Source organism: Deinococcus aestuarii (assembly GCF_018863415.1).
Taxonomy (GTDB): Bacteria; Deinococcota; Deinococci; order Deinococcales; family Deinococcaceae; genus Deinococcus; species Deinococcus aestuarii.
In genome coordinates this window covers 234,014-248,807 of record NZ_JAHKSN010000004.1, presented here as the reverse complement: position 1 = coordinate 248,807, position 14,794 = coordinate 234,014, and the positions used below count along the sequence as shown (strand labels likewise).

At 70.9% G+C, this 14,794-nt stretch carries 17 protein-coding genes; 1 reads left to right on the top strand and 16 read right to left on the bottom strand.

The features are described 5' to 3' along the window. Position 1: 1 nt before the first annotated feature. From IC605_RS08525 to IC605_RS08505, 5 genes are all read right to left on the bottom strand, one after another. Positions 2 to 787: a hypothetical protein gene (locus IC605_RS08525; RefSeq protein WP_216321725.1), complete on the bottom strand. Its 786-nt coding sequence runs from the start codon at positions 785 to 787 to the stop codon at positions 2 to 4. Between the two features lie 4 nt (positions 788 to 791). Then, complete coding sequence (locus tag IC605_RS08520) at positions 792 to 1,859, bottom strand: peptidase C39 family protein (RefSeq protein WP_216321722.1); 1,068 nt, start codon at positions 1,857 to 1,859, stop codon at positions 792 to 794. 53 nt (positions 1,860 to 1,912) lie between these two features. Next, positions 1,913 to 2,923, bottom strand: coding sequence for an alpha/beta hydrolase (locus tag IC605_RS08515; RefSeq protein WP_216321718.1), 1,011 nt, complete (start codon positions 2,921 to 2,923; stop codon positions 1,913 to 1,915). Positions 2,924 to 3,051: 128 nt separating this feature from the next. Further along, the gene (locus IC605_RS08510; protein WP_216321715.1) at positions 3,052 to 4,740 is read right to left on the bottom strand and encodes a long-chain fatty acid--CoA ligase; all 1,689 of its coding nucleotides are present in this window, start codon (positions 4,738 to 4,740) and stop codon (positions 3,052 to 3,054) included. Between the two features lie 298 nt (positions 4,741 to 5,038). After that, positions 5,039 to 5,461, bottom strand: coding sequence for a RuvX/YqgF family protein (locus tag IC605_RS08505; protein ID WP_216321714.1), 423 nt, complete (start codon positions 5,459 to 5,461; stop codon positions 5,039 to 5,041). A gap of 49 nt (positions 5,462 to 5,510) precedes the next feature. Between IC605_RS08505 and IC605_RS08500 the strand changes: the two genes are divergently transcribed. Further along, a complete protein-coding gene (locus IC605_RS08500) occupies positions 5,511 to 6,296 on the top strand; it encodes an enoyl-CoA hydratase-related protein (RefSeq protein ID WP_216321712.1) in 786 nt (261 codons plus the stop codon). A 339-nt stretch (positions 6,297 to 6,635) separates the two neighbouring features. On the opposite strand, the gene IC605_RS08495 is transcribed toward IC605_RS08500, so the two are convergent. The 11 genes from IC605_RS08495 to IC605_RS08445 all read right to left on the bottom strand — a co-directional run bounded on the left by IC605_RS08495 (position 6,636) and on the right by IC605_RS08445 (position 14,794). Further along, on the bottom strand, positions 6,636 to 7,457 hold the full coding sequence (locus tag IC605_RS08495) for a hypothetical protein (RefSeq protein ID WP_216321710.1): 822 nt from the start codon (positions 7,455 to 7,457) through the stop codon (positions 6,636 to 6,638). Between the two features lie 436 nt (positions 7,458 to 7,893). Then, entirely contained in the window at positions 7,894 to 8,289 is a 396-nt protein-coding gene (locus IC605_RS08490; RefSeq protein WP_343216547.1) for an MGMT family protein, read from the bottom strand. Further along, the gene (locus IC605_RS08485) at positions 8,279 to 8,638 is read right to left on the bottom strand and encodes a hypothetical protein (RefSeq protein ID WP_216321708.1); all 360 of its coding nucleotides are present in this window, start codon (positions 8,636 to 8,638) and stop codon (positions 8,279 to 8,281) included. Before IC605_RS08485 ends, IC605_RS08490 begins: the two co-directional genes overlap by 11 nt. Before the next feature lie 48 nt (positions 8,639 to 8,686). Then, positions 8,687 to 9,922 (bottom strand): NupC/NupG family nucleoside CNT transporter, encoded by a 1,236-nt coding sequence (locus IC605_RS08480; RefSeq protein WP_216321706.1) that lies wholly within the window; start codon positions 9,920 to 9,922, stop codon positions 8,687 to 8,689. Positions 9,923 to 9,968: 46 nt separating this feature from the next. After that, a complete protein-coding gene (locus IC605_RS08475; protein ID WP_216321704.1) occupies positions 9,969 to 10,832 on the bottom strand; it encodes a menaquinone biosynthetic enzyme MqnA/MqnD family protein in 864 nt (287 codons plus the stop codon). Positions 10,833 to 10,837: 5 nt separating this feature from the next. Then, positions 10,838 to 11,308 carry a hypothetical protein gene (locus tag IC605_RS08470; RefSeq protein WP_216321701.1) on the bottom strand — a complete coding sequence of 157 codons (471 nt, stop codon included), beginning with the start codon at positions 11,306 to 11,308 and terminating at the stop codon, positions 10,838 to 10,840. A 37-nt stretch (positions 11,309 to 11,345) separates the two neighbouring features. Further along, the gene (locus IC605_RS08465) at positions 11,346 to 11,762 is read right to left on the bottom strand and encodes an OsmC family protein (protein WP_216321698.1); all 417 of its coding nucleotides are present in this window, start codon (positions 11,760 to 11,762) and stop codon (positions 11,346 to 11,348) included. A gap of 52 nt (positions 11,763 to 11,814) precedes the next feature. Further along, complete coding sequence (locus tag IC605_RS08460; protein WP_216321695.1) at positions 11,815 to 12,132, bottom strand: nuclear transport factor 2 family protein; 318 nt, start codon at positions 12,130 to 12,132, stop codon at positions 11,815 to 11,817. A gap of 14 nt (positions 12,133 to 12,146) precedes the next feature. After that, positions 12,147 to 13,277, bottom strand: a complete 1,131-nt coding sequence (mqnE, locus tag IC605_RS08455; protein WP_216321692.1) for an aminofutalosine synthase MqnE — start codon at positions 13,275 to 13,277, stop codon at positions 12,147 to 12,149. A gap of 51 nt (positions 13,278 to 13,328) precedes the next feature. Beyond that, positions 13,329 to 13,997 carry an SMI1/KNR4 family protein gene (locus IC605_RS08450; RefSeq protein ID WP_216321688.1) on the bottom strand — a complete coding sequence of 223 codons (669 nt, stop codon included), beginning with the start codon at positions 13,995 to 13,997 and terminating at the stop codon, positions 13,329 to 13,331. A 107-nt stretch (positions 13,998 to 14,104) separates the two neighbouring features. Beyond that, entirely contained in the window at positions 14,105 to 14,794 is a 690-nt protein-coding gene (locus IC605_RS08445) for an SMI1/KNR4 family protein (RefSeq protein ID WP_216321685.1), read from the bottom strand.

The window sequence follows — 14,794 nt, the reverse complement described above, 5'->3', positions numbered from 1 at the left end:
GCTACCGCCGTTTGAGGGGGCCCGGCCCCGCGCCCCGCTCGGCCAGGGCCCACGCGAAGGCCTGGGCGTCGTTGAGGGGCGGGGTGGGGGCCTTGTCAGGCGTGCCCTTGACCGCCGCCTCCGGCCCCGCGAAGCGCCGCGCCCGGAACATGCCGGGATGCTCCTCGAACACGGCTACCACCCCCTCCGGCACCGTGGCGAGGTGCGCCGCGAAGGCCCGCTCCTGGGCGAGTTCGACCTGGGCCGCGCCCGGCCCGAGTTCGGTGAGCAGGCGGTCGATCAGCCCGAAGACCCGCGCCGCGTACGCCTCGACCTCCTCGCGGCGCGGCAGGGCGCCCCGGTGGATCACCCGGTTGCGGAAATCGCTGCCGAGCGCCCCCGGCGTCAGGAAGTCGGGTGAACGGCCCTCGCGCAGCAGGTAGGCGAGGGCGACCATCCCCAGTTGCCGCTCGGACTGGCTCGCCACGTGGCGCCAGGTGCCGTCGAGGGCCGAGAGGGCGTCCTCGAAGTCCAGCGCCGCGTCCGCCGCCCGCTCCAGCGCGTACGCCCGGACGTAGAACTCGAAAAAACGTTCGAGCGCCGCCGCGAAAGAGGCCACCGCCTCCCGCGCGTAGCCCTCCAGCAAGGCCCGGGTGCCCAGGTCGAAGAGCACCTCGAACTTCTGCTTACGGACGAAGACGACGTAGCGCGCCTTGCAGGCCGGACACGTCAGGTCGTGGATCAGGCTGTCCGCGAACTCGGCGGGCACCTCGCGCGCACACTCGGGGCAGGTGGTAGGGAAGTTCATGGGATCAGGGCAACGGCGCCCCGGGCGGCGCGATCACGTACCCCAGCCCCCCGCTGTGGGTGAGCCACAGCCGCTCGAAGGCCGCGCGCGGGTAGGTCCGGCGCACGCCCGCGTCGGTGGGGGCGGCGGGGTCGTTGAGCACCGGGTTCCCCGCCGGGTCGAAGCCCACCAGGACCATCAGGTGCCCGTCGCTGTAGCTCAGGGGCGCGCCGGGCAACTCGCCCTTCTTCCACCCCAGGCTGACCGCCAGCGGCATCCCCGCCGCCGTGTACCGCTCGGCCTCCGCGAGGCTGGGCAGTCGGGTGACGAAGGCGCGCAGGCCCAGCGCCCCCGCGTAGGCGGTGTTGAAGGGCCAGTTGCCGGTGCCCTCGTAGGCGCGGTCGTAGGTGCCCTTCGCGGCCTGGGGCACCGTGACGTTTACCCCGTGCCCGGCGAGGATCATCGAGACGCTCGTCGGGCTGCACCACACCTCGCCGCCGCCTTCGTAGAGCATCTGCGAGCGCCGGGGCACGTCGTTCACCTTGCCCCAGGCGCGGCGGTCGCCCGGCTGTCCCAGCCCCGCCGCCCGTTTCGCGCGGTCACTCGTGTTGAAGGCGAGGAGGCGCACCCCCGTCCCCGCCCCCCGCAAGGTCACCCGGTACTGGTAGGCGCCCGCCCTGGCCGCCAGCCGCAGGGTGTCCGTCAGCACCTGCCCCGCGCCGTCCCTCTGCCCGTTCAGGCTGGTGCGCCCTTCAGCGCTGCTCCAGGTGCCGAAGGAAAACCAGCGGCTCCACCCGCTCCCCGTCTGCGCCCGCACCTCGACGCTCACGCTGCCCCCGCCCGGCGTCACCGCGTTCCACGACGGCACGAGTTCGTCGAAGGGGGCGACCCCCAGCGGCGCCCCCGTCAGCGTGCCCGTGGCCGCGCCGGGAGCGAGGGTGAGGAGGTCGCCGCGGACCTCCACCCCGCGCCGCTCGGCCGTGGCCCAGTCGCCCGCGCGCTCGTGGAGGACGGTGGTGGAGTTGGGGTACGTCATCGTGAGGGCCTCCGCGCCGCCCGCGAGGAGCAGCGCCAGTAAGAGAGGTGAGCGCATATGCGGGAGATTGTGACGTGTGGAGGGGGGTGAGCGGGTGAGTCGGCGTCCCCTCACCCCCCCTGCATGAACAGGAACGCCTCCGGCAACGCCCCCCGCCACGTCACCCAGTTGTGGCCGCCGGGATACTCCCGGTACTGGTGCTCGATCCCGGCGTCGGCGAGGAGGGCGGCCATGCGGCGGTTCGGCCCGGTCAGCCACTCCAGGGTGCCCGTGTCCAGACTGAGCCGCAGGTGGCGGGGCAACTCCGCCTCCAGCCGCTCCCGCAGCCACTCGCCCGCCGTGGTCGTGTCGATCACGCCGTCCGCGTACGTTGCGCCGGGCCGGGCGATCAAGGCCCCCGAGTGGCTCACCACCCGCCGGAAGAGGTCGGGGTGTGCGCTGCCCAGGTACAGGGAGATCAGCCCGCCCAGGCTCGCGCCCCACAGCCCCCGCTCGGAGACGGTGGCGTACTCGCCCTCCACGCGCGGGAAGACCTCGCCTTGCAGGAAGTCCAGGTAACGGCCATTGAGGTAATACTCCTCGCTGCGGTCCCCCGGCTCCACGAAGACGAGGACGGCCCCTGACGCCAGCCCCCGCTCCACCGCCCGGTCCATCACCTCGCCCAGCCGTCCCGTGCGGTAGAAGGCCACCCCGTCCTGCACGTAGTACACGGGGGTGGGGACACTCGGATCATGTCCGTGCGGCGTGTGGACGATGGCGCGGCGGGTGCCGGGGAAGACGGTGCCGGGCCAGCTCAGGCGGTGGGTGGTGCCCTGGTGCACCGCGTCGGGTCCTTGCCAGAGGGGATGACGGGCGTACTCGCCGACGACCACGGCGCGGGGGTAGGGCCACCAGGGGTTCAGGGACCGCTGGGGGTTGTCGGGGTCGGCGAAGGGTTCGCCCGCCGCGTCGAGCCAGGCGTACTCGACCCAGGCCCCGCGCGGGAGCGTCAGGGTCATCGGCCCACCGTCCACCACGGGCAGGGCGGGTTTCTTGCGCCAGTCGGTGAAGTCGCCGACCAAGCCCACGGCGCCGGGCGGGGGGGTGAAGGTGACGCGGGTGCCCTGCACGGAAACGGCCATAGGGGGGATTGTAGGGGGAGAGCGCCCGCCCCCGGCCAGCCTTCGCCGGGGGGCGCGGCAAAGGGCCGGGGCGTCACCCCCCTCACGGGATGACGCCCCGGCCCTCGGCATGGTGTCGGGCGTGCCGCTCAGTCCCCGGTGCTTGGCCCGCCCGGCTTCTGCGCGTTCCCGTAGCCCCGGTACTGCTCGCGCAATTCGCGCTTGAGGAACTTGCCCGTCGCGCCGATGGGGATGCTCTCGGCGACGGCGGTCGCGTCGGGAAGCCACCACTTGGCGAACTTCGGGGCGAGGAAGCCCACGATCTCCTCGTGGGTGACCGACATGCCGGGGCGCGTGACCACGACCGCCAGGGGCCGCTCGTCCCACTTGGGGTCGTCCATGGCGATTACCGCGCACTGGGCGACGGCGGGGTGGGCCATGATCGCGTTCTCCAAGTCCACCGAGCTGATCCACTCGCCGCCCGACTTGATCAGGTCCTTGGCCCGGTCCTGGATGTGCATGAAGCCCCGTTCGTCGAGCGTGGCGATGTCCCCGGTGTCGAACCACAGTTCGCCATCCATCTCGAAGAAGTTGCCCCCGCCCTCGCCCTTGAAGTACCCCGAGGCGATCCAGGGCCCGCGCGCGACGAGGCGCCCCATCGTCTTGCCGTCGTGGGGAAGGCGCTCGCCGTCCTCGCTCAGGATGTCGAGGAACACGAGGGGCGCCGGTCGGCCCTGCTTGGCGCGCAGGGCGTAGCCCTCGTCGCTGCGCTCGTCCATCCCGGCGGGGACCTTGCTCGCGGTGCCCAGCGGGTGCGTCTCGGTCATGCCCCAGGCGTGGGCGAGCGAGAGGTCGTGGCGGTCCTCGAAGGCGCGGATCAGGCTCTCGGGCGCCGCGCTGCCGCCCACCACCAGCCGCTCCAGGCGGTGCAGGTCGTAGGGGTGGCCCTCGGCCTTCGCGCGGTCGAGTTCGGCGAGGAGGCCCATCCAGATCGTCGGCACGCCCGCCGTGATCGTGACCTCCTCGTCTTGCAACAGCCCCGCCACGTTGCGCCCGTCGCTGAAGACCCCGGCGAAGACCTGCTTGGACCCGTACATCGCGCAGGTGTACGGCAGGCCCCAGGCGTTGACGTGGAACATGGGCACGATGGGCAGCACCGTGTCGCTCTCGCCCACGTTCAGCATGTCCTTGGGCGCGGAGGCGAGCGAGTGCAGGATGGTCGAGCGGTGGGTGTACACCACGCCCTTGGGATTCCCGGTCGTGCCGCTGGTGTAGCACATCCCCGCCGCGTCCGTTTCGCTGATCTGGGGATACCGGCTCAACGGTTCTTGTCCCATCACCCAGGCGTCGTAGTCCTCGGCGCCCTCCACGGGATCGGGCGTCGGCCCCAGCACGAACACGTGCTCGATCTTCGGGCACGCGGCGCGCAGGGCCGGGATCAACCCCGCGAAGACGTTCTCGACGATCAGCACCCGGTCTTCCGCGTGGCCCAGAATCCAGGCGATCTGCTCGGCGTGCAGGCGGATGTTGACCGTGTGGATCACGAAGCCGCCGCTCGGCACGCCCAGGTACGCCTCCAGGTGGCGGTAGGAGTTCACGGCCAGGGTCGCCACCCGGTCGCCCGGTTGCAGGCCGAGCCCCTGCAACCCCGCCGCGAGCCGCAGCGCCCGGTCGGCGACCTCGCCGTAGGTCGTGCGGTGCTTGCGCGGGATGGGCTGGCCCGCCTCGTCGCGCCCGCCCGGCAGCAGGCTCACGACCTCCCGCCCGGCGAAGATCGTGCGCGCCCGCTCCAGCAGGAAGGGGACCGTGAGCGGAACGTCCATCATGTTGCCTTGCATACCTGACCTCCGAGAAACGGCGCCGTCCGCTCTGGGCGCGGGCGCCGAAGTCCTGCCTTCCGTACGGGCGGCATTCTAGCGGCAGGCTGAACCGAGTCCAATCAACCCCGGCCCGCCACCGGGTCCCGCTCCCGGGGCGGCCCCGCCGGGACGGTCACCCCGGGGCCGTCGTCCCCCTCCTCGTCGTCGTGGGCACGGCGGGATACGGCCGGGGGAGTTCCCCACCCACGCCAGGAACCGCCGCAACCACGCCCGCCTCCCCGAGTGGTGACCCATGCCCCAGCGTACCCGGCCCGCGTCACTCCGGTGGGTGCTCCCGGTCCTGGCCCATCAGGTACAGTTCCAGAATCTGCACCGCCGCCGCCTCGTCCTCGTCGGAGGCGCCCAGCGCGCGGGCGCGGCGGGTGGTGAAGCGTTCGTCCTGGTACTCGACCCGGTAGCCCTGCTCGGCCAGGATTCTGCCGAAGGCGCGCACCCGGTCCGCCGAGGGGCTGTGCGCCCCGTCCGTGCGCAGCGGCAGGCCGAGCAGGAGCGTCCCCGCGCCCGTCTCCTCGACCTTGAGCCGCACCGCCTTGAGGTCGAGGGGCAGCCGCCTCCGGTCCACGCTGCCCCGCCCGAAGGCCAGCCGCCCGGCGCTCACCGCGAACCCGATGCGGCTCTTGCTCACGTCGAGCGCGAGGACGACGGGGGCGGGGGCGGGGGAGGCGGGCGGTTCGGTCATGGGGGCGAGTGTAGCGAAGGGGGGAGGCTTCTCGGGTAGGCTGGCCCCCATGACGGCCCAACCTGTGATCCTCGCCCAGACCCGCGCGGGTGTGCGCACCCTCACCCTCAACCGTCCGGACCGCCTCAACGCGGCGAACGACACCCTGCTCCTCACCCTGACCGAGGAGCTGAAGATCGCAGGCGCCGATCCTGCCGTGCGCGTCGTGGTGATCACGGGGGCGGGGCGGGGCTTTTGCGCCGGGCAGGATTTGGGCGACGTGTCGGGGCGCGACATGACCTTCACCGAGCACCTGCGGGCGACCTACAACCCCCTGATCCGCACCATCCGGGGGCTGAGCAAGCCCGTCATCACCGCCGTGAACGGCGTGGCGGCGGGGGCGGGGGCGAGCCTGGCGCTCTCCGGCGATATTCGGCTCTGGGCGGGGTCGGCGAGCCTGATCGAGGTCTTTTCCAACATCGCCCTCGTGCCGGATTCGGGGAGCACGTGGTTCCTGCCGCGTCTCGTCGGTCCCCACCGCGCCTTCGAGCTGATGGCCCTCGCGGGGCGCGTGGGAGCGGAGGACGGGCTGCGGCTGGGCCTGTGTGAGCACGTCTACCCCGACGAGACCTTTGCCGACGAGGTGCAGGCCTATGCCGAGCGGCTGGCGGCGCGGCCCGCCAACGCCCTGGGACTCACCAAGCAGGCGCTCAACTTTGCCGTGACGAGCACCCTGGAGGAGGCGCTCGACCGGGAGGCCGAACTTCAGCAGCTCGCCGGGGACCACTGGGAACACGAGGAGGGCGTGCGCGCCTTCAAGGAGAAGCGGGCGCCGGACTTCGTGCGGGAGGGGTGAGGGGGACCGACCTGGAGGGTGGCCTGTGGCCGACGGGGTGGGCAGGTCAGGCGTCTAAGCCTCGCCGAAATGTCCTGTCCGTCTTGTTCGGGCGTCGGCGAGGGACGGCTGGAGTCCACCCCCTCGCCCGCTCCACAAACCCCGCGTGCATAACTTGACAACCCCTGCATCCCGCGCTATCTTTTCCTCATCACCGCCCGAGAGGCGGCTTTTTTATTGCCGTCCCTGCCCCTCCCCCACATCCGGCCCGGTCGGGCGTCCCCACGGTGAACGTGCAAGAGGAGGGGCAAGGAAACGCCGCCCAGCCGATTCGGCGAGGCGGCGCGTTGGAGAGGGGGCTCAGTTGCCGCCGTTTTGCGCGGGTGTGGACTCGGGGGTGCCGCCGACCTCGGCGGGGTTGTTCTCCAGGCCGCCCTCGCCGGTGGTGGCTGGATTGCTGTCCACGACCTCGCCGGGGTCGGTCAGGCCCGCGCCCTGGGTGGGGGCGAAGGAGTTCACGTCGTCCGCCGTGCCCTCGGCGCGCGCCACGTCCGAGCCCGAGTCGCCCGTCGGGGCCACCGTGGCGCCCGTGCCGGTCTGCTCGGCGACCGAGCGGGTGTCGGGGGTGCCGCTGGACTCGGTGTCGCTCTCGCCCGCCGCGCCCGTGGCCCCGGGCGTCCGGTTGCCCGACGCCTGCCCCGCCGTGCCCTCGGGGGTGCCGTTGGGGGCCGTGCCCTGGTCGCCCACTTCCCCGGCCTCGGCGCCCTGAGCACCCCCGCCCCCGGTCGCCGCCGTGCCCGACGCGCCGTTCGCGGCGCCCTGCTCGCCGCCCTGGGTGGCTGCCGCGCCGCCCCCCTCGCCCTGTGCGGCCTGCCCGGTTCCGCCGGGGGTGGCGCCCTCGCCGCCCTGCGTCCCCTGCGCGGTCCCGGCTCCACCGCCCGCGGTCCCGGTGCCCTGGGCGCTCCCCGTGCCGCCGCCCCCCTCGGTGCCCGCCTCGCCCGCCGTCTCGCCCGCGGGGGCGGCGATGGTGCCCTCGGCGGAGGGGGCCGCCTCGCCCTGCGCCTGCCCGAGGCGCGGCAGGATGATGAGCATCGCCACCCCCAGGATCAGGCCGAGCGTCACGCCCAGCGCCCACGACATCACGTCGCCCGCCACCCAACGGTTCGTCCTCGTTCGCTTCATGCTGATCAGGATACGCCGCGCCTCCGGGGACGTTTCTCTCCCGCGGAGTTCCGATGCTCACCAAACCTCCAGGGAGATGGGCGCGCGCAGCCGGTCCCCCGCCGCGATCACGTGCGGGCCGGGCCCAACTGCACGGCCTTCACCAGGTCGGGCGCCGCCTCCGTGGCGGGCCTGCGGGGCTCGGCGGGCGGCCTCGCGCACGCGCCACCGCGGGTCGTGAGGCAGGGGCCGCAGCGCATCCTCCGCCCCCGGGTCCCGTGCCAGCCGCCGCAGCCGCCACATGGGGTTCCCGGTCGCCGCGAGCAGGGTGGGCCGGACCCCCTCCGCGGGCCCCGGGCCGACCAGTGATCGCGGGAGCCGCACCTGCCCGGCGCGGGGTCACGCCAACCGTGCAGGGCGTCTGCCGCGCGCACGAGGGGACAGAGGCTCTCCCGGGTCAGAGCAGGGCGTCCGGGGGCGCGTCCCGGCCCTCCTCCTCCGGCCACCACTGCAACCGGGCGAGGTCGCAGCGTCCGGCCTCGTCGAAGGTCACCCCCTCGGCCTCCAGCAGCCGCTCCTGCACGTCGCCGAACCCCAGCTTGTGGGTGCTCACGCGGCCCTGGGCGTTGATCACCCGCTGCCAGGGGAGGGCCTCCTCGCCCGTCTGCACCTTTCCCGCGAGGCTGCCCATGACAAAGCCCGCCAGCCGCGCCCCGCCCGGCCCAGGCCTCCCCGCCAGGAGCGCGAGTTGCCCGTAGGTCATCACCCGTCCCGGCGGAATCCGCGCCACGAGGGCCAGGACCTGCTGCCGGAAGTTCGCCTCCGTCCCCTCGCCGGGCACGTCACTCGCCACGCAGCGGCCCCCACAGCGCGTCCTCGCCGGGGACTGGAACAGCTCTGCGGAGCAGCTCTACGAGTCCGCAGGAGAGGGGGAAGCCGCCCACCTTGAGGGCGGGGAGCGCCTGCCCCCGGTGGTGCGCGTCGTGGATCAGCCTGTGGGGGACGAACGGCGCGGCGCCGGGGTGGGAAAGGTTGCCCGTCCCCTTCGCGTTGATCGCCGTCTCCAGCGTCGTTCCGCCCGTCGCCCGCGCCAGGTCCTCCCGCATGTCGTCGTAGAGGACGGAGAGGGGCGCGCACAGCACGTCGTTGACGCGGCCGTTCGCCCCCACCGCCGCCAGTTTCCCGGCCAGCACCTTGGTCATGGCTCCAGCGTACCCGCCAAAGACGACAGGACGTGTCGTGTCCGGCCCTCAACCCACCAGCATTCCCGCCAGGGTGCCGCTCAGGAGGTTCGCCAGCGTGCCCGCCGCGACCGCCCGCAGGCCGAGCGCGGCGATGTCGGCGCGGCGTGAGGGCGCGATGCCCCCCAGGCCGCCGAGCAGGATGGCGAGGCTCGACAGGTTGGCGAAGCCGCACAGGGCGAAGGTGATGATCGCCTCGACCTTGGGCGAGACGCCCCCGGCCCGCAGCCTCCCGGCAAACTCGACGAAGGCCACGAACTCGTTCGTGACGAGCTTCTGTCCGATGAAGCTCCCCGCCGTCGGCGCACTCTCCCACGGGACGCCCATCACGAAGGCGAGCGGCGCGAAGACCCACCCCAGCAGGCCCTGGAGGCTCAGCCCCGGCGCCCCGAAGAGCCCGCCCACCCAGCCGAAGAGGGCGTTGAGCAGCGCGATCAGGCCGATAAAGGCGATCAGCATGGCGCCGACGTTCAGGGCCAGCCGCAGCCCGTCGCCCGCCCCGCGTGCCGCCGCGTCGATCACGTTGACGGGCCTTCCCTCCGGGTCCTCGGGGACCTCGCCCTTGTAGTCCTGCGGGGTGTCGCGCTCGGGCAGGATCAGCTTCGCCATCAACAGGCCCGCCGGGGCCGCCATGAACGACGCCGCGATCAGGTAGTCGAGCCGCACCCCCAGCAGCGAGTAGCCCACGAGAACGCTCCCCGCCACGCTGGCGAGCCCGCCCACCATGACCGCGAACAGTTCCGAGCGGGTCATGCGCCCGATGAAGGGCCGCACGACCAGGGGCGCCTCGGTCTGCCCCACGAAGATGTTCGCGGTGGCCGAGAGGCTCTCTCCCCGGCGGGTGCCCAGCAGACGGCTCAGCCCGCCGCCGAGCACCCGCACGACCGCCTGCATCACCCCGAGGTGGTAGAGCACGGCGATCAATGCGCTGAAGAACACGATGATCGGCAGCACGTTGAAGGCGAAGACGAAGCCCACCCCCGTCAGGGCCCCGTTCGTCAGGTTCCCGAACACGAAGTTGATCCCCTGCTGGGCGTTGTTCACCACCGCCTGCACGCCCCCCGACACCGTGTCGAGCGCCTGACGCCTCAGCGGCCAGCGCAGCACCATCAGGGCGAAGGCGACTTGCAGGGCCAGCGCCAGCCCCACCGTCCGCCAGTTCACCGCCCGGCGGTCCGCGCTGAGCGCCAGCGCCAGCCCCAGCAGCACGGCCATGCCGCCCAGCCCCCAGAGAACGTCCGTCATGGCGCCACGCTACGGACCCCGGGTGAGCGTCGCCTGACCCCCCGGGTTAAGGCGCGGCTCCAGAAGGGGTGGGCGTGCCCGGCCTCGGGCCGAAACGCAGCGGCGCGTGTCCGGGGACGGCCTGGGCGGCGAATTCGTGCAGGCCCAGGCGGTCGGGCGCCTCTAAGTGATAGCGGAAGTTCCACAGGTAGTGCTGCACCACCCGCTCCGGCAGCCCCAGTTTCTGGGCGTGCCGCCGCGCCACGTCCGCGAGGTGGCCGATGCCCTCCCGCCGCGCCTCCCGCATCGCCTGGACGAGGGTGGCGGGGGGCGGCGCTTCACGGCGGTACGCCCACACCGCGAACACGAAGGGGTGCCCGGTGAGGCGAAACCACTCCTCGGCGAGGTCGGTCACCGTGATGCCGCGCGCCGTGTGGGGCAGGGTGGTCATCGTCGTCTCCGGGGTCAGCGGCCCCACCACCCGGTACCACTCGCGCAGGGCGCTGTCCCCGATCCGCAGTACCCCGTCGTACCCCGAGGCGAGCAGGTCCTCGGCCTCCCCCTCCGCCCGCTCCAGGGTGGGGCTCAGGCCCCGGGCCGCCAGCAGCACCTCCAGCAGCGCCACGCTCATCGCGCTCTGCCGGGTCAGCGCCACCCGCCGCAGCCGTTCGAGGGGCACCGTGTGGAAGAGGTTCACCGAGTACACCGGCCCCAGCACCGCCACGGAGAAGTCGGGCAGCGCCTCCAGCCGGTCCGCGTGCCGGATGAACTCCACCGCGCTGATGTTGGCGATGTCCACCCGCCCCTCCAGGAGCGCCGCGTTCATCTCGGTCGGCACGCCCGTCACCGCCGTCACGCCCGGCGGCAGCACGAGCGAATCGAGGATGGGGGCGACGTTGGTGTAGTGAATCCAGCCTGCGCGGTAGGTCATACGGGTTACCAATAATCCACGGGATCGGGGCGCTGCGAATCGTCGAAGCCAAGGCGAAGTAAGTCTTCAGAGGTCACGGTTTTCGGGGCATCCGGCCAAACTGCCTCAACGACAGCCGTAAGCAAGCTCAATGCTTGTTGCGTGACCTCGTACCTTGCCTGTCCCAGAGAGATGTACTGCTCTAGCACCCTCTGTCCTCCTGTCCCAAGTGTCTCTAGCTTACTGAGCAAAAGACCTCCTTCGAGAATTCCGCTTTCCTGTGCCTGGATGGCTCCAACGCCTTGTTGAAACACGAGGGCCAGGGGCCAAAGAGGGTCAGAAAAGTTTTTATTCTCCAGAGAATTGAGAGACACTTGAAAGGCTCGTTGGAGGCTTGCCGTAAACCCTTGGGTGTCTTCAGCCAACACACCTTCCGCTGACTTGTACCGCTCTGCATCCAGGTAAGAGCGAATCAAGTCCTCTCGCGTGTAGGTCACGGCACCACCTGCACGCTCACGCTCCACCACTTGCTCTTCACACGTCCACCACCTCGACAGTGCCCAGGGTCACGGGCACTCCGGTCCTGAGCGTGTTCTGAATCTCGGCCACCCGGTCGGTGTGGCTCAGGAGCGCCCGGAGTTCTACCTCACTCGCGTCGGCCGCCACCCGGACGTGGTAGGTCACGTTCCGGGCCGGTTCGCCCTCGGCTCCGAACTCGCCCTCGACCTCGACGTCCACCCGCCGAACCCGCAGCCCCCGTTTGGCCGCCTCGCGGTACACGTCGTTGCAGTAGCAGGTCGCCAGCGCCAGAAACAGCAGTTCTCCGCCGTTCGCGCTGGAGCCGAATCCGGTGGGCCGGGGTGCAATGGTCAGGGCGTGGCTGTGGTCGCCGGTCCGCAGCGTGACGTGGTGCTGGCCTTCGCTGCTTTGCACACGGGCGCTGATCTTCATAGGACACCTTCCCCTCCGGTGAGACTGAGGAGCCCGACCCCGGGTGACGACTTCACGGCACCACCTGCACGCTCACCGCCCGCCACTCGCCTTCCCGCCGCGCGTACACCCGCAGGAAGCTCTGCACCCGCTCGCCGTTCGCGTACAGGGTGCCGCGCGTGACCGCCGCGTCGCCGAACACGCGGGCCGCGTGGCGCTCGAACATCAGGGCTGCGTCGGGGTTACGCGGCATCTGGGCGAGCAACTCGGCCCTGAAGACCACCCGCCCGTCTGGAAAGAAGGCCAGCCAGTCGTCGGCGAGCACCCTCGCCAGAGCCGCCGCGTCCTTGCGGTGATACGCCGCGTTCCAGGCGTCGTCGAGGCTCAACACGTCGTCAAGGGGGCTCAGTCCGCCGCCTCCGCAGGGGTGGGCGGGAAGACTTCGAGTTCGTTGTAGTAGGCGTCGCGCAGCACGGGAAGGCGTCCGGCCCGCCGGATCATCTTCACCATGCCCGCCTGGGAGAGCGCCATCGGGGAGGTCGCCCCCGCCGCGTGCGCGATGTGCTCCTCCTGAATGGTGCCGTCGATGTCGGAGACGCCCCAGTCGAGGCTGACCTGGGTGAGTTCGGAGCCGATCATCACCCAGTAGCCCTTGACGTGCGGGAAGTTGTCGAGGTAGAGCCGGGCGACGGCGAGGTTTCGCAGGTCGTCCAGCCCGGTCGTGAAGTCCGTCTTGCCGAGGTTCTGCGCCAGCGTGTTCCCGAGCGGCTGGAAGGCGAGGGGGATGAAGGCGTGGAAGCCGCCCGTCTCGTCCTGAAGGTCGCGCAGGCGGTGCATGTGATCCAGCCGCTCCTCCAGCGTCTCGATGTGGCCGTAGAGCATGGTCGCGTTCGTCCGCATCCCCAGCGAGTGCGCCTCGCGGTGAATCTGGAGCCACTTCTCGGCCTTCACCTTGTTCTTCGCCACCTGCCGCCGCACCCGGTCGGCGAAGATTTCCGCGCCGCCCCCCGGCATCGCGCTCAACCCCGCCGCCTGCAACTCGCGCAGAACCTCCAGGGTGGGCTTCTTGCTGATCTTGGAAAGGTGCTCGATCTCGGCGGCGGTGAACGCCTTGACCTGAAGCTCGGGGAAGGCCTCGCGGAGCCTGTGCACCATCTGCGGGTAATACTCCCACGGGTGGTTGGGATGGTGCCCGCTGCTCATGTGCAGCTCGGTGATGCCGGGGAGGTAACGGCGCCGGACCTGCTCCACCACGTCGTCCGGCGAGTAGTCCCACGCCCGCTCCTCGCCCTTGCGGGCGGCGAAGGCGCAGAAGGTGCAGCCCACGTAGCAGATGTTGGTGAACTCCAGGCGCATGGAGTGGACGAAATACACCTTGTCGCCGTGCAGCCGCTCCTTTTGCAGGTTCGCCAGGCGCATCAGGGCGCTGAGGTCGCGGGTGTGGTACAGGCTCAGGCCCTCGGCGAAGGTCAGGCGTTCACCCGCCTCCACCTTCTGTGCGATGGGGACGAGCTGGGGGTCGCGCAACCACTTCATGAGGGGCAGGATACGCCGGGCGGGGGGAGGGAAGTGTCCCTGGGACGGAAATCAGCGGGATCGGCGGGCGGGGGCGGCACCGAAGCCGGGGTAGAGGTCGGTGAGCTGGCGGTGACTTTCCGAACTCCTCCCGTCCGCGTCGAGCAGGTACAGAAACGATTCAGCTTCCCGGTTCACGATCTGCACTTGCCCAGCCTCCAGTCGGGTTAGGTACTCCCGGAGAAAGGCTTCCAAGCTCTCGGCCAGCACGTACTTGTACTCTTGGTCTCGTCCAAAGGTGATGACTTGCCCAAGTTTGCCCGCTGGACCGGGGTTAAAGTCGAGTCCTACTGAGTTCCCACTCAGGTCTGACAGAAAACCCAACCAGCCCGGAGTCGTGTAGGCCTCACGAATGGAACCCGTAGGGTGGGACGCCGAATTGATCTCTTGATTCATCTCCGGAAAATTCTTCCCAATGTCCTGCCACGTTTCCCAATCGAACTGGATCTGAGCGAGCGGAAGGAAAGCGAGGCTGAACACGCCTCTGACAACTAATTGCTCCCCGTCGTGCCAGCGGTAGAGGGTTCGGAACGACTCCGGCAGCTTCTGCCCCACGAGAGGTTCCAGGGCGTCCAACTCTGTGTCTGAAGCACCGGGGCGCAGGGTGGCGTGAATGGCCGGGACATGCGCGGCCAGCCAGGCGTCGAGGCGGGCGAGAACGGCGGGAAGGTCGGAGGTCATCCCAGCAACCTAATCCGTGCGGTACCGGGCGGGAACCACATTTGCCTTGGCACCTCGACCACTCTCCGTTTTCACGAAAGGCCGGGGAGGGAAATGTCCCGGGAGGTTCAACGCCTTCGCTTCCGCTTGTGCTGCTCCTGCTCCCAGCGTGGGCCGAAGCCGGGATACAGGGCAAACAGGCCTGACCAGGAGACGCGCCCGTTGTCCAGCTCGACCGCCCACCTCTCGCCGCCGAACCCTCGCAGCGCCTTGACCGTGGCTTTCCCGGACTCCAGCCGGTCCAGGTACTGACCCAGGAACCCCTCCAGGGAGGCGGCCAACACCCGTTTTTTCACCTCATCGCGCCCGAAGGTGATGACCTGCCCGACCGTCCCCCTGGGGCCGGGGTTGAAATCCAGCCCAACGGAATTTCCGCCGCCGTCCACGAGAAAGCCGAGCCAGCCGGGCGTCGTGTAGGCGGCCTGGACGGCTCCCGGCGCGTACGACCCGTAGGGCGTCTCGTCGTTCGCCCCCGCCTGATCCTCCCCAATCTTCTGCCACGTCTCCCACTCGCGCCCCACGCCCTCCAGCGGCAGGAACTCCAGCCCCAGCGCGAAGCCTGCCCCCGCGCGCTCCTGCCCGTCGTGCCAGCGGTAGAGGGTGCGGAAGGATTCGGGCAGTTCCAGGCGGGTGAGGGTTTCGAGCGCGTCCAGTTCGGCGTCCGGCGCGCCGGGGCGCAGGGTGGCGTGGATGGCGGGAACGTGTTCGGCCAGCCACGCGTCCAGACGGGCGAGGGTGGTGGGCAGATCGGGGCTCAC